Origin of the sequence: Streptomyces sp. NPDC051662 (assembly GCF_040681655.1) — a bacterium.
In the GTDB taxonomy this organism is placed as follows: domain Bacteria; phylum Actinomycetota; class Actinomycetes; order Streptomycetales; family Streptomycetaceae; genus Streptomyces.
The window spans coordinates 168360-186815 of the sequence record NZ_JBFAZD010000008.1 but is presented as its reverse complement, the minus strand read 5'-3'; the positions used below and the strand labels follow the sequence as shown (position 1 = coordinate 186815).

At 70.3% G+C, this 18456-nt stretch carries 13 protein-coding genes; 8 read left to right on the top strand and 5 right to left on the bottom strand.

All coding sequences use genetic code 11. From position 1 onward, the window contains the following. The first annotated feature begins 36 nt into the window (after positions 1–36). Complete coding sequence (locus tag AB0M67_RS15950) at positions 37–744, top strand: SDR family oxidoreductase (RefSeq protein WP_365745960.1); 708 nt, start codon at positions 37–39, stop codon at positions 742–744. Between the two features lie 64 nt (positions 745–808). Here AB0M67_RS15950 and AB0M67_RS15945 read toward each other — a convergent pair whose 3' ends face one another. Beyond that, positions 809–1474 carry a response regulator transcription factor gene (locus tag AB0M67_RS15945; protein WP_365745959.1) on the bottom strand — a complete coding sequence of 222 codons (666 nt, stop codon included), beginning with the start codon at positions 1472–1474 and terminating at the stop codon, positions 809–811. A gap of 915 nt (positions 1475–2389) precedes the next feature. Here AB0M67_RS15945 and AB0M67_RS15940 point away from each other — a divergent pair. Beyond that, entirely contained in the window at positions 2390–3193 is an 804-nt protein-coding gene (locus AB0M67_RS15940; RefSeq protein ID WP_365745958.1) for an SDR family oxidoreductase, read from the top strand. Between the two features lie 302 nt (positions 3194–3495). After that, entirely contained in the window at positions 3496–5907 is a 2412-nt protein-coding gene (locus AB0M67_RS15935) for a SpoIIE family protein phosphatase (RefSeq protein WP_365745957.1), read from the top strand. A gap of 83 nt (positions 5908–5990) precedes the next feature. Here AB0M67_RS15935 and pgm read toward each other — a convergent pair whose 3' ends face one another. Continuing rightward, positions 5991–7634 (bottom strand): phosphoglucomutase (alpha-D-glucose-1,6-bisphosphate-dependent), encoded by a 1644-nt coding sequence (pgm, locus tag AB0M67_RS15930; RefSeq protein ID WP_365745956.1) that lies wholly within the window; start codon positions 7632–7634, stop codon positions 5991–5993. Positions 7635–7856: 222 nt separating this feature from the next. Between pgm and AB0M67_RS15925 the strand changes: the two genes are divergently transcribed. Together AB0M67_RS15925 and yicI are read left to right on the top strand one after the other, a co-directional pair. Further along, on the top strand, positions 7857–8930 hold the full coding sequence (locus AB0M67_RS15925; protein ID WP_365745955.1) for a LacI family DNA-binding transcriptional regulator: 1074 nt from the start codon (positions 7857–7859) through the stop codon (positions 8928–8930). 188 nt (positions 8931–9118) lie between these two features. Further along, positions 9119–11512: an alpha-xylosidase gene (gene yicI, locus AB0M67_RS15920; RefSeq protein WP_365745954.1), complete on the top strand. Its 2394-nt coding sequence runs from the start codon at positions 9119–9121 to the stop codon at positions 11510–11512. Between the two features lie 91 nt (positions 11513–11603). On the opposite strand, the gene AB0M67_RS15915 is transcribed toward yicI, so the two are convergent. Then, positions 11604–12341, bottom strand: coding sequence for a chitinase (locus tag AB0M67_RS15915; protein WP_365745953.1), 738 nt, complete (start codon positions 12339–12341; stop codon positions 11604–11606). 154 nt (positions 12342–12495) lie between these two features. Further along, positions 12496–13014 carry a lytic polysaccharide monooxygenase auxiliary activity family 9 protein gene (locus tag AB0M67_RS15910; protein ID WP_365745952.1) on the bottom strand — a complete coding sequence of 173 codons (519 nt, stop codon included), beginning with the start codon at positions 13012–13014 and terminating at the stop codon, positions 12496–12498. Positions 13015–13361: 347 nt separating this feature from the next. Between AB0M67_RS15910 and AB0M67_RS15905 the strand changes: the two genes are divergently transcribed. From AB0M67_RS15905 to AB0M67_RS15895, 3 genes are all read left to right on the top strand, one after another. Continuing rightward, a complete protein-coding gene (locus tag AB0M67_RS15905) occupies positions 13362–15728 on the top strand; it encodes an MMPL family transporter (RefSeq protein WP_365745951.1) in 2367 nt (788 codons plus the stop codon). 130 nt (positions 15729–15858) lie between these two features. Beyond that, the gene (locus AB0M67_RS15900; RefSeq protein ID WP_365745950.1) at positions 15859–17364 is read left to right on the top strand and encodes a glycoside hydrolase family 76 protein; all 1506 of its coding nucleotides are present in this window, start codon (positions 15859–15861) and stop codon (positions 17362–17364) included. A 110-nt stretch (positions 17365–17474) separates the two neighbouring features. Next, the gene (locus AB0M67_RS15895) at positions 17475–17672 is read left to right on the top strand and encodes an antitoxin (RefSeq protein WP_365745949.1); all 198 of its coding nucleotides are present in this window, start codon (positions 17475–17477) and stop codon (positions 17670–17672) included. 111 nt (positions 17673–17783) lie between these two features. Here AB0M67_RS15895 and AB0M67_RS15890 read toward each other — a convergent pair whose 3' ends face one another. Further along, a complete protein-coding gene (locus AB0M67_RS15890) occupies positions 17784–18416 on the bottom strand; it encodes an endonuclease (RefSeq protein ID WP_365745948.1) in 633 nt (210 codons plus the stop codon). Between the last annotated feature and the right edge of the window lie 40 nt (positions 18417–18456).

The window sequence follows — 18456 nt, the reverse complement described above, 5'->3', positions numbered from 1 at the left end:
CCGACGAAGGAAGAAGGGAACGGGAGAGGCGAGACCATGACCACGACACTGATCACCGGCGCCAACAAGGGTCTTGGACACGAGACCGCCCGGCGTCTGACCGAGGCGGGACACACGGTCCTCCTGGGGGCACGGGACCAGGGGCGCGGGCAGGCGGCCGCCGGACGCATCGGCGCCCGCTTCCTCCAACTCGACGTGACCAGTGAGGAATCCGTCCTGGCGGCGGCCGAACGGGTTCAGGAGGAGATCGGGCACCTGGACGTCCTCGTCAACAACGCCGGAATCACCGGCCCCCGCAAAGAGGCCGAGGACCTGACGGCCGACGACATGCGGACGCTCTACGACACCAACGTGTTCGGAGCCGTCCGGGTCACCCGCGCGTTCCTGCCGCTCCTCCGGGCCGGCAAGACCCCCACCGTGGTGAACGTCAGCAGCGGGCTGGGATCGCTGGCCATCGCCGCCGAGCCCGAGCGCTTCGTGTCGCTGCTGCCCGTGTACTACCCGAGCCCGGGGTACAACTCCTCCAAGGCCGCCCTGAACATGATCACCGCGCAGTACGCCAAGGCGTTCCCGGAGATCACGTTCAACGCGGTGGATCCGGGCTGGACCGCCACCGACCTGAACGACCACCGGGGCGTCCAGACGGTCGAGGAGGGCGCCGAGGTGATCGTCCGTATGGCCACGCGGGGCGGCGACGGTCCCACCGGCGGCTTTTTCGGGAACTCCGGCCCCGTCCCCTGGTGACGCCGGCGCCTCGGGTGCCCGGGTCCCGGCAGGGCGGATCCCGGCACGACCGCTTCCGGTGAGGTCAGGCCTTCGGGCGCCGCGTACCGGAAGCGTCACCCACCGCCCCCGCCCCGCCGACCGATCCGGGCGCCGGCAGGATGATGAGCCCGGCCGCCACCGCCTGGGTCACCGCGTCGAGCCGGGAGACCGCGTCCAACTTGCGGAAGGCGGCGTGCAGATGCCGTTTGACCGTACCGGTCGTGATGCCCAGGCTGTTGGCCACCTGCTGGTTGGTCATGGCGGTGGCCACCCCGCGCAGCACCTGGGTCTCGCGGCGCGAGAGCGCGGGGACCGGTCTCTTGACGGCGTTCTGTACGGCCGCGGGGGCGAGTGAGCGCACCGCGGCGAGCAGGATGTCCCAGCCCGCGTCCCGTGGCAGATATCTGTGCACCCCCGCCGCCTCCAGGGCGCGCCGGTCTATCAGCGCGCCGCGCGCCGGCAGCGCGAGCACGGCCGATCTCGGGGTGAGACGGCGCAGCGAACGGACCGTACGGACGACGGCGCTCCCGTCCGCCCACGGCTCCAGGACGATGACATGGGGGTGCAGAGCCGCGGCCCTGCACAGGATCTCGTGTTCGCCGGTGGTCTGGCCGAGGACAGAGATATCGGCCTGGGTGTGGAACAGCTCTGTCAGAGCGTCGCGCAGTAACGCGGTCTCGCCGGCGACGAGAACGGAGATATGAGGCATGGTTCCCCTTCGGCAGGTCGGACACCCGGGTCACGGGGTGCTGACTGACATCGAGGTGCGGAATTGCGACACGGCTGTTGGGTGGGCAGCCGTGGGCCCATGCTGGGTGCGGACCTGTCACCGGAGAGGTACGGGGGACCCGGCCGGACGGGCGTGGCACCGACATCGCCGGGTGTCCGGCAGACCGGTGAGGCGCCGGCGGGCGCCCCCTTCGAAGGTCCGCCGCGGCGTGAACTCCGGCCGCGCGGCATCGTGGTGCGCGAGCACGTCGAAAGCCCCCCTGGTTGGCGCGTCCTACCGGTCACGGCACGAGACAGGTACGCAATAGCGAAACGCGCTGAAATTTTACCGCCGCGGATGACTTTGGCAACTACCGCATATCCGTCGCGGCATGACCGGGCCATGTTCCCCACCGATCGCCCCGGGCTGTGCCCACAAAATCGACGGCGGCGGAAGTCGGTTGACGCAAACAGGCGGGATCTGATGCCTGAGGGCGGTCGGTATACGCGGCCCGGCCTGCGTGGACGCCGACCGGCGATGTCCAAGCGCGACGATGAATTGGCGGGATCGATGCGATTGCCCGGAGGTCCGTTCCGGGGCTGCTCGCGGATGGAGTGCCGATTCGGGGCTCAGATGAGACGCACGCGCTCTCACTGTGCGCTTTTTGGGCGCCAAAGAGCCCTCCGGGCGCCGCCGTCTGACATTTGTCACTCAATGTGGGCTTGGCCACATCGGGCACCCGCTCACCCCCGAGGCCCGGTCCGATGTTGTCAATCTTCACGAGGATTTCGAAGAGGCTCGGTGGCCGGTCGTTCCGCGGCTCTGCCAGAATCGGCCTTGCCCACAGCTGGGTTGAATGCCCGATGCCGTAATTTCCGGGACAGCCGCAGCCGTTGACGATGTTCGGAGGTATGAATGAGCGACACACGGCGAGTTGTGTTAATCAGTGGCGCGGGCCGAGGCATTGGCGCGGCGACCGCGCGGGAATTCGGACGGCGTGGCTGCCATGTGATCGTCAACTATCTGAGCAATAGAGAGGCCGCCGCGGTTGTGGTGCGGGACATCGAGTCCCTGGGTGGCACCGCGCAGGCCGTACGCGCCGATGTCTGTGACGCGGGCCAGGTCGGCACACTGGTCGACGGAGTGCTGGCGGAGCACGGCCGGGTCGACGTGCTGGTGTGCAACGCCAACACCGCCGCGCCGCCGTACGGACCGTTCGCCTCGCTGCCCTGGGAGTCCTTCGTCGCCAAGCTCATCGGGGAACTGGCCGGCGTCTACTTCCTGACGCGTCGGGTGCTGGCGGCGATGCGGGAGCGGCGCGCGGGACGGATCGTCTATGTGTCGAGCACCGCCGCCGATGTGATCACCGGAAGCATCGCCCATTCCACCGCCACCGCCGCGCTCAACACGTTCAGCCAGCAGATCGCCGCCGAGGCCGCCCAATACGGGGTCGCGGCCAACACCGTCGCGTCGGGAGCCGTCAACACCGATGCCACCGCCCACTTCCCCGACACCATCCGGCAGTACTTCGGCGAGCGCTCCGTGCACGGCAGGCTGCCCGAACCCGAGCATGTCGGCCGGCTGATCGCTCTGGTCGCCGACGACGGGTTCGCCGGGGCGTCCGGCCAGGTGATCCGGGCCGACGACGGCTTCAACCTGCTCAGCCAGCAACTCGACGGACCGGCGGCCCGATTCGGCGGCTCCGCGGCCCAGAGCTGACGGAGCTCGCCCGAGCCACGGAAGATGTCTCACGGATTGGGATGACGGATGGCGATGCTGTCCAGAAGGTGAGACAGAGATGGCGTTCGCCGCCTGTCGGACGGGTCGAGACCCTGGGCGAGACTTCGGACCCACTCGCCAGGGCCCCACGGCGGCAGCGCTCGGTGTCCAGCAGGGCTACATGGGGTAAACATCGACCAAAGGGGCTTATCTTCGTAAAGTCGTATTCTCGTTGCACAGTCTACGAAGGGCTCCGGTCGTCCGAGCACCTGAAGGGCAGCTGCCCGGCGGGGAGAGATCATATGGATGACACGCGCGGCGCGGTCTCCGGGGAGGCATGGGACATGTCCCCGGGCGGCGCGGGGTGGGCCACGGCCGCGGTCGACGCGAAGGGCGTCATCGCGCGGTGGAGCGCCGGCGCCGAGGCGCTGCTCGGCTACCGGCCAGCCCAGGCCGTGGGACGCGCGGTCGGCACGCTCCTCTCGGCCGATCCGCCCGACTCCGTGCGCCGGGCGCTGGCCGCCGGGGAGCCGTGGAGCGGCAGGGTGACGGCACACCACCGGGACGGCGGCCGGCGCGAGGTGCAGCTGCTCGCCTTCCCCCTGCGAACCGGCGAGGAGGGCACCCGCTGGCTACTGGCCGCCGCGGCGGCCACCCCGGGGCCCGGGCATGCCGAGGCCCTGATGCGGCGGGCGTTCACCGAGTCCGGGGTGCCGATCGCGATCTACGGCCCGGACCTGCGGCTGCTGCACGCCAATGGGGAGCTGTGCCGTGTCATCGGCCGCACGGAGGACGACATGCGGGCCCTGGGGACCGGATTCCTGCCCCAGAGCCGCACCAACGCGGATGTCCTGCGGGCGCTGCGGACGGTGCTGAGCACCGGCGAGGCGGTGGACGCGCGGACCTTCCACCGGGCGTCGGCCGAGAAACGTGATCGCGCCTGGGCGCTCTCGCTCGCCCCGCTCAAGGATCCGGCGGGCCGGGTGACCGCCATCGTGCTCACCGGATTCGAGATCAGCGAGGAGTACTGGGCCCGCGAGGGTCTCGCCCTGCTGAACGAGGCGGGCATGCGGATCGGTACCACCCTCGACGTGACCCGTACCGCCCAGGAGCTGGCGAGTACGCCGCTGCCCCGGTTCGCCGACTTCATCAGCGTCGATCTGCTCGACTCGGTGCTGAGCGGGGACGAGCCCGCCCCCGGCCCTCCTTCCGGCGGGGTCCTGATGCGCAGGGTCGCGCACGAGTCGGCCCACGCGCGGGAGGCGCCGGAGGCCGCCATCCGTATCGGGGAGGTGGTGAGCTTCCCGGAGACCTCGCCCCCCGCCCGCTGTCTGGCCACCGGCCGGGCGGTGCTCACCGGGCCGTGGGACCCCGACCACCTCGCCTGGATGGCGCATCGCGGACGGGCCGGCCGGCTTCCCGATCTGGGTGTTCACTCACTCGTCGCGGCGCCGCTGGTCGCCCGTGGGAGCACCCTGGGCGTGGCCCTCTTCTCCCGTCGGCGGCACCCGACGACCTTCACCGAGGACGACCTCACCCTCGCGGAACAGCTGGTGGGCCGCGCCGCCGTCTGTATCGACAACGCCCGTCGCTACACGCGCGAACGCGGCACCGCCGAGACCCTTCAGCGCAGCCTGCTGCCGCGCGGAATCACCCCGCAGTCGGCCGTCGAGGTCGCCACCCGCTATCTGCCCGCCGACACCCAGTACGGCGTGGGCGGCGACTGGTTCGATGTCATCCCGCTCTCCGGCTCCCGGGTGGCGCTGGTCGTCGGCGATGTCGTCGGGCACGGCATCCACGCCTCCGCCACCATGGGGCGGCTGCGTACGGCGGTCCGTACCCTCGCCGACATCGACCTGCCCCCGGACGAACTCCTCACTCATCTCGACGATGTGGTGGGGCGGCTCGCCTCGGAGAACACCGACCCGGTCAGCGACGCGGACATCGGCGCCAGCTGTCTGTACGCGGTGTACGACCCGGTGTCCCGCCGGCTCTGCGCGGCCCGCGCCGGCCATCCACCGCCCGCCCTGGCCACCCCCGACGGCACGGTCAGCCTGCTCGATCTGCCCGGCGGGCCACCCCTGGGACTGGGCGATCTGCCCTTCGAACCGGGCGAGTTCGAGATCCCGGAGGGCAGCACACTCGTCCTGTACACCGACGGTCTGATCGAGGACCGCGCGCATGACATCACCACCAGCATCGACGGGCTGTGCGAGATCCTCACCCATCCGTCCCCCTCGCTGGAGACCACCTGCGACACCGTGCTCCGTACGCTGCTCTCGCCCCGCCCCGTGGACGATGTGGCCCTGCTCGTCGCCCGCACCCGCGCCCTCGACGCCAGTCAGGTCGCCACCTGGAACCTGCCCGCCGAACCCGCGCTGGTCGCCGACGCCCGTGACCACGCGATCACCCAACTGGCCGCGTGGGGACTGGAAGAGCTGACCTTCACCACCGAGCTGGTGATCAGCGAGCTGTTCACCAACGCCATCCTGCACGCCGAGGGCCCGGTCCAGCTGCGGCTGATCCGGGACCGCGCGCTCACCTGCGAGGTCTCCGACAACAGCACCACGGCGCCGCATCTGCGCCGGGCCCGGGTCTACGACGAGGGCGGTCGCGGCCTGCTGCTGGTCGCCCAGCTCACCGATCGCTGGGGCACCCGCCAGCTCCCGAGCGGCAAGGCCATCTGGGCGGAACTGGCGCTCCCGGCGGCGTGACCGGGCGGACGCGTACGCCCCGCGCCGGACGGTACGCCCCGTACCAGGGGCGTACCGTCCGCACCGGACCCGAGCCGCCGCCGTCAGGCTCCACCCAGTGCCGCGGAGACGACGCTCCGGGCCTCCTCCTGTACCCGGCCGAGATGATCGGGCCCCTGGAAGGACTCGGCGTAGATCTTGTAGACGTCCTCGGTGCCCGAGGGGCGCGCGGCGAACCAGGCGTTCTCCGTGGTCACCTTGATGCCGCCGATGGGCGCGCCATTGCCAGGCGCCTCGGTGAGCACCGCGGTGACCCGCTCACCGGCGAGGGTGTCCGCCGTGACCTGCTCGGGTGAGAGCCGGGCCAGGACCGCCTTCTCCGCCGGGGTCGCGGGGGCGTCGATACGGGCGTAGGCGGGCTCGCCGAAGCGGCTCGTGAGCGTCGCGTAGTGCTCGGAGGGCGTCTTGCCGGTCACCGCGAGGATCTCGGAGGCGAGGAGGGCCAGAATGATGCCGTCCTTGTCGGTGGTCCACACCGAGCCGTCGCGGCGCAGGAAGGACGCGCCGGCCGACTCCTCACCGCCGAAGCCGAGCGAGCCGCCGATCAGCCCTTCCACGAACCACTTGAAGCCGACGGGCACTTCGACCAGCTCACGGCCGAGGTCGGCGGCGACCCGGTCGATCATCCCGGACGAGACCAGCGTCTTGCCGACGCCCGCCCCGGCGGGCCACCGCTCACGGTGTGCGTAGAGATAGGCGATGGCGGTGGCGAGATAGTGATTGGGGTTCATCAGCCCGGCGTCCGGGGTGATGATGCCGTGCCGGTCGGAGTCGGCGTCATTGCCGGTGGCGATCTGGTACTCGTCGCGCCGCTTGATCAGCGAGGCCATCGCGTACGGCGACGAGCAGTCCATCCGGATCCTGCCGTCCCAGTCCAGTGTCATGAACCGCCAGGTGGGGTCGGTCAGCGGATTGACCACCGTCAGATCGAGCCGGTGCTCCTCGGCGATCCGGCCCCAGTACGCGACCGACGCGCCGCCCAGCGGGTCCGCGCCGATGCGTACGCCCGCGGTGCGCACCGCGTCCAGATCGAGTACGGCCGGCAGGTCCGCCACATACGTGCCGAGGAAGTCATGGCGCCCGGTGGACGGCGCGGCCAGCGCGCGCGTATAGGGCAGCCGCCGTACGTCCTTGAGACCGCCCGCGATGATCTCGTTGGCCCGGTCCTGGATCCAGTTGGTCGCCTCGGAGCCCGCCGGGCCGCCGTTGGGCGGGTTGTACTTGAACCCGCCATCGGTGGGCGGGTTGTGGGACGGGGTGACGACCACGCCGTCCGCCAGGCCCGAGGCGCGGCCACGGTTGTGGGTGAGGATGGCGTGCGACACGGCGGGCGTGGGGGTGTAGCCGTCGGCGCTGTCGATCAGCACGGTCACCTCGTTCGCGGCGAACACCTCGACGGCGGTCACCCGGGCCGGTTCCGAGAGCGCGTGGGTGTCCGCGCCGAGGAAGAGCGGCCCGTCGGTGCCCTGCCGGGTCCGGTACTCACAGATCGCCTGGCTGGTCGCCGCGATGTGATCCTCGTTGAACGCGGTGGCCAGGGACGACCCGCGGTGACCGGAGGTCCCGAACGCCACGCGCTGGCCCGGTTCCCCCGGATCGGGGTGCAGCGCGTAGTACGCGGTCACCAGCCGGGCGACATCGACGAGATCCTCCGGCCGCGCCTGCTGTCCCGCTCGTTCGTGTGCCATCTGCGCACTCCTCCACCTGGGTTGTCACGGTCGGCTTGTAGGTTCATCTTCCCGGGTCGCCGTCACGCCGGACGGCTGCCCCGCCGCACGCACGCCCGGGGCGGCCCCGCCGCCCCGTGTTCCCGGACGCCACAGGGCTGTTCGATACCATGGTGAACGGCGGCTTCGGGGCGTTCCCCGGATCTTCTCCGGCGTCGTACCCACACTGTCGAAGGGCGGAGGATGGCTACCATCAGGGACGTCGCACGGCGGGCGGGGGTCGCGCCGAGCACCGTCTCGTATGTCTTCAACGGCTCCCGCAGTATCTCCGAGGAGACGCGCCGGCGCGTACAGGAAGCCGTGGACGCCCTCGGCTACCACCCCCGGGCCAGTGCACGGACGCTGCGCAGCAGCCGTACGCAGGTGCTGGCCCTGGCGCTGCCCCGGGCGGCCGGGCTCCAGGACTCCGTGGACGGCCGGTTCGCGATCGACGTCAGCGACGCCGCCAACGCACTCGGCTACGACCTCCTGTTGACCACGTCCCAGGACAAGGCCGGTGGTCTGCGGCGAGTGGCGCTCAGCGGTCTCGCCGACGCGGCGGTGCTGATGGCCGTCGACATGGAGGACGAGCGGATCGACGTCGTACGGGAACTGGCCTTCCCCGCCGCGCTCATCGGGCGGCCCGCCGACGAGGACGCCCTTCCGTGGACCGATCTGGACTGGGAGGAGGCCGCGGCCCTCGCGGTGGGCGAACTGGCCGCGGCGGGACACCGCGAGATGGTGTATCTGGCGCCGGGTGAATCAGAGGTCCGCAGCCGGCGCAGTTACGCGCTCCGCGGGATCGCGGGCGCCCGCCGTGGCGCCCGTACCACCGGCGCCGCCGTCACGGTGGTCCACTCCGTCAATGACCCGGGCAGACTGGCCCATCGGCTCGGCGCGCTGCTCGGGGACCGCGCGGACCGGGGAGCCGGAAGGCCGCCGACCGCTCTGATCGTGCAGCATCCCTCGGCGCATCATCACATCCTGACGTCCATGACCGCGGCCGGTCCCCGGGTCCCCGAGGACCTCACCGTCGTGGTGATCGGCACCCTGCCCGGCGATCCGTCGAGCCGTCGGCTGCCCCGGATCGAACTCCCCGTCGAGACGCTCGCCACCGAGGTGACCCGGCTCGCCGTGACCGCCGCCGAGGCGCTGCGCCAGACCACCGGGCGGGGCGCGGAGGCCGGCACACGGCTGCTCGCCGCGTCCGTGGGCCATCTGCTGATACGTCCGGTCCTGCTGCCTGGCACCGATCCCCTCGGCCCACCCCCGCGCTGAGTCCGCCGACCGGAATTCCTCAGTGCCGCATCCCCCTTGACGGTACGTCAGCCCCGCGTCCGGCGGCGCCCTTGTCGCCGTTTCGGTGAGCGCCTAGCATCGCCGCATCATCTCATCGAATCGATTCGATTCGGTTCGACCGTACGACGCGACACCACCACCCCGCCGCCCCGGACCCAGGAGCACTGATGAAGTTCACCGACGGTCACTGGCAGCTGCGCGCCGGTGTCACCGCGCACTACGCGGTCTCCGTGGCCGACTCCGTGGTCGCCGACGACCGGTTCACGCTCTACGCGCCCGTCACCCGGGTCACCCATCGCGGCGATACGCTCAACAGCCCGCTGCTGACCGTCGAGTGCTGGTCCCCCGCGGAGGGAGTGATCGGCGTTCGTTGCACCCACCACGCCGGAGGAGGCCCCCGGCGACCGGAGTTCGCGCTCGCCTCCGGGCAGGACGGCTCGCCGGCCAAGGTGGTCAGGGAGGGCTCGACGATCGAGCTCGTCTCCGGTGAACTCTCCCTGCGGACCGACACCGCCGCCTCCTGGCAGCTGGACTTCATCGCCGGCGGGCAGGTCCTGACCTCGGTCGGCCGGCGCGGCACCGGTTTCATGACCGACGCCGAGAACCGCCACTTCATGCTCGCGCAACTGGCGCTCGGAGTCGGCGAAGGCGTGTACGGGCTCGGTGAGCGGTTCACCCCGTTCACCAGGAACGGCCAGAGCGTCGACCTGTGGCAGGCGGACGGCGGCACCAGCAGCGAACAGGCGTACAAGAACGTACCGTTCCACCTCAGCGACCGCGGCTACGGAGTCTTCGTCAACCATCCCGGCCGGGTGTCCTACGAGCTGGGTTCCGAGGCGGTCGGACAGGTCCAGTTCAGCGTCGAGGACCAGACGCTGGAGTTCTTCGTCGTCCACGGCCGGGACCCCCGGGACATCCTGGCCCGCTACACCGCGCTCACCGGCCGCCCCGCGCTGCCGCCCGCCTGGTCCTTCGGCCTGTGGCTGTCCACCTCCTTCACCACTTCGTACGACGAGGCGACGGTGCGCCGCTTCGTCCGGGGGATGGCCGACTCCGGGATCCCGCTCGGCGTCTTCCACTTCGACTGCTTCTGGATGCGCGCCTACCAGTGGAGCGACTTCGTCTGGGACCCGGCGGTCTTCCCCGACCCCGAGGGCATGCTCGCCCGGCTCAAGGAGGGCGGACTGCGGGTCTGCGTCTGGATCAATCCGTATATCGCGCAGAAGTCCCCGCTGTTCGCCGAGGGGATGGCCGGGGGCCATCTGCTGAGGAGGCCCGACGGCTCCGTCTGGCAGTGGGACAGCTGGCAGCCCGGTATGGCGCTGGTCGACTTCACCAGCCCGGCCGCCCGCGACTGGTACGCGGGAAAACTGAGGCTCCTGCTCGACCAGGGGGTGGACTGCTTCAAGACCGACTTCGGCGAGCGCGTCCCCACCGATGTGGTGTGGTCCGACGGCGCCGATCCCGAGCGTATGCACAACTACTACACGCAGCTGTACAACGAGACCGTCTTCGAGCTGCTGCGCGAAGAGCGCGGCGAGGGCGAGGCCATCGTCTTCGCCCGCTCCGCGACCGCGGGTGGGCAGCGGCTGCCGGTGCACTGGGGCGGTGACTGCGAGTCGACCTTCGAGGCGATGGCCGAGTCGCTGCGCGGCGGACTCTCGCTCGGTCTCGCCGGCTTCGGCTTCTGGAGCCATGACATCGGCGGGTTCGAGGGCACTCCGACGCCCGCCCTCTTCAAGCGCTGGGCGCAGTTCGGACTGCTGTCCTCGCACAGCCGGCTGCACGGCAGCAAGTCGTACCGGGTGCCGTGGGACTACGGCGAGGAGGCCGTCTCCGTGACCCGCGCCTTCACCCGGCTCAAGCACCGGCTGATGCCGTATCTGTACCGCGCCGCGGTCCAGGCCAGGGACACCGGTACGCCGGTGATGCGCGCCATGCTGCTGGAGTTCCCCGATGACCCCGCCTGCCGCGCGCTGGACCGCCAGTACATGCTCGGCGACGATCTGCTCGTGGCGCCGGTCTTCAGCGAGGACGGCACGGTCGAGTACTACGTACCGGCGGGCACCTGGACCCACGTCCTCACGGGCGCGCGGGTGACGGGCCCCGGCTGGCGGCGCGAGACGCATGGCTTCGACACCCTGCCGCTGCTGGCGAGGCCCGGCGCGGTGATTCCGTTCGGCGCGGTGGACGAGGGGCCGGAGTACGCGTGGGCGGACGGGGTGACGCTGTGTGTGTACCCCCTCGCGGATGGAGGGGATGGAGGGGATGGAGAGGTCGGAGCGGGCAGAGGGGACGGCGGGGACGCGGCGGATCAGGCGAACGGTACGCCGGAGACCGTCACCGCCATCCCGACCCAGGACGGCTCAGGCGACGCGGCGGTCTTCACCGTCCGGCGTTCGGGCGCGGAGGTAGTCGTCGAGACCGGGAGCGAGCTGCCCTGGAACGTACTGCTCGTGGGAGCCGCCGCCACCGGCGACGCGGTCCCCGACCCGCTCGGCGCGCGGTACCACTGCCCGGCGGGCACCCACCGGCTGACAGTCCGCGAGCGGCGCGGATGACGGACGGGGCGGTGCCACCGGCCAGAAGCCGGCGACACCGCCCCCGATACGTGCCGCGCGGTACGTTCAGCGGTACGTTTCGGTGTCTGCGTCAGCAACTGAGATTGCCACCGGTCTCCACCCCGAGAATCTGGGTGAAGCTCGTGTAATTGTTGATCCGGCTCTGCACCTGGCCGGGGTTTCCGCCATTGCATTCGATGCTGCCGTTGATGCTGCGGATGGTCTCGCCGAATCCGGCACCGTTTACCATCGCGTTGTGCGGTGTCATGGTTCCCGGCCCGCTCTGGGTGTTCCAGTACCAGAGACCGGTCTTCCATGCCACGGCCGAGTCGTTCTGCACGAGATCCGGGTTGTTCAGCAGATCGATACCGAGCGCGTCACCCGCGCTCTTGTAGTTGAAGTTCCAGCTGAGCTGAATCGGCCCGCGCCCGTAGTACTTGTCGTTTCCGGCCGGACAGCCATAGGGCTGCGTCGCATCGCAATAGTGCGGGTAATTCGCGGTGTTCTGCTCCACGATATGGACCAGCCCGCCGGTCTCGTGGCTGACATTGGCCAGGAACGCCGCGGCTTCCTGCTTGCGTACGGTGTCGCTGCCCGTACCGGCGAAGCCCGGATAGGCGCTCAGCGCGGCGGTCAGACCGCTGTACGTATAGAACGGGTTCCGGTTCGGGAACATCTGGTTGAACTGGCCCTCGCTGACGACGAAATCGGCCGCCGCCCGCGGTGACGGGGACGACGGCTGCGCCACGGAGGAGGGCGCGAGGGAGAGCAGGGAGAACGCGGCGGCGGCGGCCGTCGCGGTGACCAGCCCGATGAGGCGCTGACGCATGAGTGACTCACTCTCTTGTTCCGGCCGCCGAACGCGTGGCGGCCCATGCGTATGTGGTGGGGGGTGGTGGCGGTGGAAGAGCGGAGACGGCGGGCGCGGGTGAGCCCCGAGTGGGGTGTCAGGGGCTCACCCGGCCCGTGGCGGAGCCTGTCGCTCAGCCGCCGACGTTCACATCGATGCAGGCGTAGAAGGCGTTCGAGGTGTCCGCGATGTTCCAGACCGCCAGTACCTTCTGCTTGCCCGACAGGCCGCCGAAGTTCACCTGATGGGTCACCGTCGCACCGGGCTGCGCGCCGTTGTCGTTGAACTCGGCTATCTTCTGCCCACTCGCGAAGTACTGCCAGGTGCTGGTGGAATGACGCGCGGTCAGCTTCCACTGGAATGACGTGGAACTGCCGACGGGCGTGACGGTCCAGCCCTTGGAGTCGTCGTCGAGATCGGAGAACCGGGAGTTCCCGCCGCTGCAACTGGTGAGCCCCTTGGGCCCTTCCACGCTCTGCGGCTCATACTTGATGTCACCGCAGCTGATGGTTCCCGCGGCGCACTGTGCCTGCCGGCTCGGCGGCGTGGAGATATATCCGTGGGCGCTCGCGGAACTCGCGGGAAGGCTCACGGCGAGAACGGGAGCGACGACGGCGCCGAGTACGGCGGCCAGCTTCCTTTTCGTGGGCATGGGTACTCCTTCACATCAGGTCTTCCCGTGATCGCCGAATCCGTGGGGGAATCCGGGAACAGCGGGTCGGCCTCTCGAGTGTGGGGCCAAGAGGCGCGAAGGGCGGCGGTGGATTCCGTTCGCGGACGCCGCGGATATGACGTTGCATCCGGAAAGGTCTCGACCACTTGGACTAGACCATACAGGTCGACGTGCACCCGTCAAGGGGGTTGTGGAGAAAGGTCAGTTGAGGTTCCCGAGGGTGGGGCGCGCCGGACAAAAGCCATGAACGGCTATATTTCTGATGAGACGTATAAAATGGCCGCATTTGCCGGGTTTCATTGATGTTCACGCCCTCTGGGGGACGCATGACTTCGCAGGGCGATACGGAAGTGAAGGACCCGGGAAGCCAGGACAGAGCCGGTCGGCTACGGCGGCTGGGGGAGTGGTGCGCCCGGCACTTCATCACCGTCATCGTTCTCTGGCTCATCGCACTCGGCGGGCTGCACGGACTCAATACCGCGTTCGGCGGCACCTACTCCGACAACTTCTCGCTCCCCGGTACGCAGTCGGACGACGGGGCGCGAGTGCTCGGCCGGCATGTCCCGGGGGCGGCCGGCATCGGCGCCCAGGTGGTGCTGTACGACGCGCGGGAGCCGCTGACCGGCGTACGGAGTCGGATCGACCGTGCGGTCGGCTCGCTACGGACGCTCCCGCACGTACTGTCCGTCACGAGCCCCCTGCCCTCGACGCCCTCCGCGCCGCCCACCGGGGCGCTGACGCCCGACGGCAGGACCGGCTACATCGGCGTCCAGTTCGACGCCAACCCCACCTCGTTCGGGAGCGCCTATCTCCACGGGGTCGACGCGGCGGTCCAGCCGCTGCGCGCCGCCGGTGTGCGGGTCGAGTACGGGGGACTGCTCGGCGAACTGGCCCGGCCCGTGCCCGCCGATCTGACCAGCGAGGCCATCGGATTCGCCGTGGCGGTGATCGTCCTGCTGATCGGCTTCGGCAGTATCATCGGCGCCGCGATTCCGCTGGTCACCGCGTTGGTCGGGGTTATCGTCGGGGTGAGCTGTCTGGGTCTGATCGCGGCGGCCACCACCTTCGCCAGCGTCTCGCCGACCCTGGCCACCATGATCGGCCTGGGTGTCGGGATCGATTACGCGCTGTTTCTGATCACCCGTCACCGGCAGCGGCTCATGGACGGGGCCGACCCGGTCACGGCGGCCGGCCGGGCGGTCGCCACCAGCGGCCGTGCCGTCATCGTCTCGGGCTGCACCGTCATCGTCGCCCTCGCCGGGCTGTATGTGTCGCAGATCAGCTTCATCGGAAAGCTGGGCGTCGCCGCCGCCGTCACGGTCGTCACCGCCGTCATCGGCGCCGTCACGCTGGTACCCGCGCTGCTCGGACTCGCCGGGCGCCGCATCGACCGCTACTGGGTCCGCCGGCCGGTCGCGGAACGCGACCCGGCGCCGCGCCCGGCACGTGACCCGGCCCCGGCCCTGAACGGGGTGAAGCGCGGGGACCGTACGGAGCGCACGGAGCCGGCCGACGGGGCGGCGCACGACGGCTGGCACCGGTACGCGCAGCGGATGGAGCGCCACCCCTGGTGGTTCCTGCTCGCCGGACTCGTGGTGGTGGGTGTGCTCGCGATCCCGCTGTTCTCCATCCGCCTCGGCCACATCGACGACGGCGCCGACCCCACCAGCTTCACCGACCGGCGCGCCTACGACCTGATCTCGGCCGGCTTCGGACCGGGCGCCAACGGGCCGTTCATCCTCGTCGTCGACCAGAGCGCGGTGCCGGCGGCCGACCGCCCCGCGCTGGCCTCCCGGCTCGACCGGGCACTCACCGATGTCCCGGACGCGGCCGAGATCACCCCTCTCCGGCCCTCCCCCGACGGTCAGTTGCTGACCGCCACGGCGATCCCCAGCGGCTCTCCGCAGTCGGCGGGGAGCACCACGCTCTTCCACCATCTCAAGGACGACATCCTGCCGGGAGCCGTGTCGGGCACCGGCGCGAAAACGTATGTGACAGGTGTGACCGCCGCCATGGAGGACTTCCTCGATCTCATCACCGGCCGGCTGCCGCTCATCATCGGAGTCGTCGTCGCCCTGGCCTTCCTCATCATCCTGATCGTGTTCCGGGGCCTGCCGGTGGCTCTCAAGGCCGCCGTACTCAATCTGCTGTCGATCGCCGCGTCGTACGGAGTGGTGGTCGCCGTCTTCCAATGGGGCTGGGGCGGGCCCTCGTTGGGCATCTCGGGGGCGGTGCCGATCGAGAGCTATGTGCCGATGATGATGTTCGCCATCGTCTTCGGGCTGAGCATGGACTACGAGGTGTTCCTGCTCGCGCGGGTCCAGGAGGCATGGCTGCGTACCCACGAGAGCAAGGAGAGCGTGGCGCTCGGTCTGGAGATCACGGCGCGGGTGATCAGCTGCGCCGCGCTCATCATGGTCAGCGTCTTCGCCGCGTTCGTCCTGAGCGACAACATCGTGGTGAAGATGCTGGGCCTCGGTCTGGCGGTCAGTGTGCTGATCGACGCCACGATCGTCCGCCTGCTGCTCGTGCCCGCGGTGATGACACTGCTCGGCAGCAGGGCCTGGTGGCTGCCCCGGTGGCTGGACCGGATCCTGCCCCGGCTGGACAGGGAGGGCGAGGAGGGGAGGCCGTACCGCCGGAGCCTGCCCGACGGGCGGCCCGGCGCCGGAGTCCAGGGTCCGCCTCATTGACCCGGTCCCGCGCATTGACGTGACCGCGTCACGGTCGTACCTTCCGGTAGCGCTCGCTCACGTACTCGTCCGCCCTCACCCGCATACGCTCGTGCGCCCTCATCCGCGTCGCCCGATCACGGAGTGGCCCATGTGGACAACGTTGTCAGCCCGGATGCGTCATCTGATGGCGCCGACCGTCGCCGCACTGGTGATGAGCACGCTCGCGGCGGTGACTCCTCAAGCCGCCGCGGCCACCACCGCCCCCGCGGCCCCGACCGCACCCGCCTCCGCTGCCGCCACCATCTGCAACGCCTACTGCGACACCCGCGACCCGGCGCTCGCGCCGGAGGACCGCACCCCCGTCACCGCCACGCTCTTCTCGCGGGCCATCACCCTGCACTTCAACGACCATGACGCGATGGGCTGGGCCTCGATCGGCAATGGCAACCCCGGCGACGAGGTCTGGCTCGACCGGTCCTTCGACGGCGGGCGCACCTGGAGCTCCGGCAGCCGCCTCGGTGTCACCACCGTGCCCACCGGACAGCGTGGCTGGCGCACCCTGATGTACAACGTGGACGACTGGAACAACCGCGGCGTCGGCGCCCTGCGCGCCTGCGGCAAGGCCGGTGACCGTACGGAGATCGCCTGCACGCCATGGGCCCGTACGACCTGGAACGCGTATGACCGGCGTACGGCAGCGGCCACCGCGCAGATGCAGTTCTACAACAACGGCACCGGTCTGTTCGACACCAGCGGCTGGTGGAACTCCGCCAACGCCCTCACCGCGGTCATCGACAACATCCGGGTCACCGGCATGCCCAGCTACCGGTACGCCATCGCCGAGACCTACGACCGCCAGCTGGGCGCGGCGGACGGTCAGTTCCGCAACGACTACATCGACGACACCGGATGGTGGGGCCTGGCCTGGGTTGCCGCGTACGACCTGACGGGCGACAGCCGCTATCTGAACACCGCGCGCGCGGACGCCGACCACATGGCGGCGTACTGGGACGGCACCTGCGGCGGCGGTGTGTGGTGGAGTACGGCCAGGACCTACAAGAACGCCATCGCCAACTCCCTCTACATCCAGCTCAACGCGGCGCTGCACAACCGGATCCCGGGTGACACGGCCTATCTGGGCAGGGCCCGCGCCGGCTGGTCCTGGTTCCAGGGGACCGGGATGGTCAACGGCTCGCGCCTGGTGAACGACGGCATCGATCTGGGCACCTGCCGCAATAACAACGGCACCGTCTGGTCGTACAACCAGGGCGTGCTGCTCGGCGCGCTCACCGAGCTGCACCGCGCCACCCAGGACAGCCAACTCCTCGCCACGGCACGGCAGTTGGCCGACGCGGCCACCACCACCCCGTCCCTGCACACCACGGACGGCATCCTGCGTGATCCCTGCGAGGGCGGGGACTGCGGGGCCGACGGACCGTCGTTCAAGGGCGCGCATGTACGAGGCCTCGGCAAGCTCAACGCGGCGCTCGCCGACCATCCCTACACGGCGTATCTGAGGAAGCAGGCCGACACCGCGTACGCCCGGGACCGCGATCCGCTCGACCAGTACGGGCTGCGCTGGAGCGGTCCCCTCGACAAGGCGGACGCCGCGCGCCAGCACAGCGCCCTCGATCTGCTCAACGCCGCTCCGTGACAGGTGGGTGGTGGCAGGGGACCGCGCCGGACCCCTGCCGCTGCGGATGCGGGATCGCCCGGCAGCGGTGATGGTGGACGTGACCACCGTTCCGAGCGAGGAGCCGAACAATGTCGATGCTCGACAAGCTGAAGAGCCTCTTGAAGGGCCATGAGGACCAGGCGCGCCAAGGGGTGGAGAAGGCGGGCGACGCGTTCGACCGGAAGACGGGCAACAAGTACAGCGACCAGGTCGACATCGCCCAGAAGAAGATCAACGAGCAGCTCGGCACGGAGCAGCCCAGGGACGACAGGCCGCCGCAGGTCTGAGCCGCAGGGCTGAGGGGCGCAGGGCTGCTGAGGGGGCGCAGGGCCGAAGGAGCAGGGGGCGTACCCCTGCTTCCTCCGCTGCTCGGTCCCGTGCTCGGTCCCGCTTCCTGCTCAGTCCCGCTTCTTCCGCTCCAGGGCGGCCCGCACCATCGCCGCCGCGAAGAGGGCCGGATCGGTGTCACCGGCCAAGCGCGCCAGCGCCTTGGGCTCGTCGGGCAGCCCGCGTCCGCGCGCTCCCTGGAGGGCCTTCGCGTCCAGATACGGGGCGACCTCGGGCCAGACTCCCTGGACCTCGCGCAGGAAGATGTCCACACCGACGGGACCGAGCCCCGGGACCTCCCGGAGCAGCGACCGCAGGGTGGTGATGTCGCCGGCCGCGGCCTCGCGGAGCCGGCGCAGATCCCCTCCGTACTCCTTGAGCAGCAGCTCGGCGCCCACGCCGAGCTGTGTCGCGGTGCGCTCGTCGTAGCGTCGGTAGCCCCCCTCGCCCAGCGCGTCGACGCGCTGCTGCCAGGTGGCGTCCGCCATATGGCGCGCGTCGCGCAGTCCGGCGTCCGAGAGCGCGCGGGAGGCGGCGACAGCGGTCCCGCTGCGGATTCGCGCGCTCAGCAGACAGGAGAGCACCAGCAGTTGGTAGAGCGGTCGCGGGGTGTTGCGCAGATGGATACCCGCCTCATCGGCGTACGTCCGGCCAAGGGTGTCGAGCAGGTCCCGTACGGCCTCGCGGGTGCCGGCTGTCGGCACGACGCACCTCCTCCGTCCGGCGGACGCCGTGGCGATCGGT

What these genes read in the sequence shown, in the direction of transcription:
- AB0M67_RS15950 (WP_365745960.1), top strand. Translation starts at nt 37, where the DNA reads ATGACCACGACACTGATCACCGGCGCCAACAAGGGTCTTGGACACGAG.
- AB0M67_RS15945 (WP_365745959.1), bottom strand. Translation starts at nt 1,474, where the DNA reads ATGCCTCATATCTCCGTTCTCGTCGCCGGCGAGACCGCGTTACTGCGC.
- AB0M67_RS15940 (WP_365745958.1), top strand. Translation starts at nt 2,390, where the DNA reads ATGAGCGACACACGGCGAGTTGTGTTAATCAGTGGCGCGGGCCGAGGC.
- AB0M67_RS15935 (WP_365745957.1), top strand. Translation starts at nt 3,496, where the DNA reads ATGGATGACACGCGCGGCGCGGTCTCCGGGGAGGCATGGGACATGTCC.
- pgm (WP_365745956.1), bottom strand. Translation starts at nt 7,634, where the DNA reads ATGGCACACGAACGAGCGGGACAGCAGGCGCGGCCGGAGGATCTCGTC.
- AB0M67_RS15925 (WP_365745955.1), top strand. Translation starts at nt 7,857, where the DNA reads ATGGCTACCATCAGGGACGTCGCACGGCGGGCGGGGGTCGCGCCGAGC.
- yicI (WP_365745954.1), top strand. Translation starts at nt 9,119, where the DNA reads ATGAAGTTCACCGACGGTCACTGGCAGCTGCGCGCCGGTGTCACCGCG.
- AB0M67_RS15915 (WP_365745953.1), bottom strand. Translation starts at nt 12,341, where the DNA reads ATGCGTCAGCGCCTCATCGGGCTGGTCACCGCGACGGCCGCCGCCGCC.
- AB0M67_RS15910 (WP_365745952.1), bottom strand. Translation starts at nt 13,014, where the DNA reads ATGCCCACGAAAAGGAAGCTGGCCGCCGTACTCGGCGCCGTCGTCGCT.
- AB0M67_RS15905 (WP_365745951.1), top strand. Translation starts at nt 13,362, where the DNA reads ATGACTTCGCAGGGCGATACGGAAGTGAAGGACCCGGGAAGCCAGGAC.
- AB0M67_RS15900 (WP_365745950.1), top strand. Translation starts at nt 15,859, where the DNA reads ATGTGGACAACGTTGTCAGCCCGGATGCGTCATCTGATGGCGCCGACC.
- AB0M67_RS15895 (WP_365745949.1), top strand. Translation starts at nt 17,475, where the DNA reads ATGTCGATGCTCGACAAGCTGAAGAGCCTCTTGAAGGGCCATGAGGAC.